This is a genomic window from Rahnella sp. BCC 1045, from assembly GCF_019049615.1.
Lineage (GTDB): Bacteria > Pseudomonadota > Gammaproteobacteria > Enterobacterales > Enterobacteriaceae > Rahnella > Rahnella contaminans.
In genome coordinates this window covers 1-1136 of the sequence record NZ_JAFMOZ010000041.1, presented here as the reverse complement: position 1 = coordinate 1136, position 1136 = coordinate 1, and the positions used below count along the sequence as shown (strand labels likewise).

The following is a 1136-nucleotide window of genomic DNA, read 5'->3' as shown; positions in this document are numbered from 1 at the left end:
GCGCTTACCACTTTGTGATTCATGACTGGGGTGAAGTCGTAACAAGGTAACCGTAGGGGAACCTGCGGTTGGATCACCTCCTTACCTCAAGATACGCATTGTGCAGTGTCCACACAGATTGTCTGATAGAAAGTAACGAGCAGAAATACCTTAATAGGCTTGTAGCTCAGGTGGTTAGAGCGCACCCCTGATAAGGGTGAGGTCGGTGGTTCAAGTCCACTCAGGCCTACCAATTCGTCCTCATGCTGCGTTGTCGCCATACTTGTTTGCACAAGCAAACGTCGTATGACTTCGCCTTGCCTGAGAACAAATTGGCTAACTCATCCTGTGATGTGTTAGTGATTAAGGTATCTGTAAGTGACTGTATGGGGCTATAGCTCAGCTGGGAGAGCGCCTGCCTTGCACGCAGGAGGTCAGCGGTTCGATCCCGCTTAGCTCCACCATTACCGTACAGCCTTTAAATAATACTTCAGAGCGTATTGGAAACAGTATGCTGCGAAGTATTTTGCTCTTTAACAATCTGGAACAAGCTGAAAAATTGAAAGTTTACAGCTGAACATCACTCTCCGTAGAAGTACTGAGTGGTGATTAGCCTGTAACAGAGTCTCTCAAATAATCGCAATGCGACGGTGGAAACACCTTCGGGTTGTGAGGTTAAGCGACTAAGCGTACACGGTGGATGCCTAGGCAGTCAGAGGCGATGAAGGGCGTGCTAATCTGCGAAAAGCGTCGGTAAGGTGATATGAACCGTTATACCCGACGATACCCGAATGGGGAAACCCAGTGTGTTTCGACACATTATCATTACATGAATACATAGTGTAATGAGGCGAACCGGGGGAACTGAAACATCTAAGTACCCCGAGGAAAAGAAATCAACCGAGATTCCCCCAGTAGCGGCGAGCGAACGGGGAAGAGCCCAGAACCAGAATCAGTTTGTGTGTTAGTGGAAGCGTCTGGAAAGTCGCACGGTACAGGGTGATAGTCCCGTACACAAAAATGCACAGACTGTGAGTTCGATGAGTAGGGCGGGACACGTGACATCCTGTCTGAATATGGGGGGACCATCCTCCAAGGCTAAATACTCCTGACTGACCGATAGTGAACCAGTACCGTGAGGGAAAGGCGAAAAGAAC

The 1136-nt window shown here is 48.9% G+C and carries 2 tRNA genes and 2 rRNA genes; all 4 read left to right on the top strand.

Going from position 1 to position 1136, the window contains the following annotated elements:
• Nucleotides 1–84: ribosomal RNA gene (locus J1782_RS00250) — 16S ribosomal RNA — on the top strand; the annotation flags it as partial.
• A gap of 71 nt (nucleotides 85–155) precedes the next feature.
• A tRNA-Ile gene (locus J1782_RS00245) sits at nucleotides 156–232 on the top strand.
• Nucleotides 233–367: 135 nt separating this feature from the next.
• Nucleotides 368–443, top strand: a tRNA-Ala gene (locus tag J1782_RS00240).
• A gap of 209 nt (nucleotides 444–652) precedes the next feature.
• Nucleotides 653–1136 (top strand): 23S ribosomal RNA (locus J1782_RS00235); the annotation flags it as partial.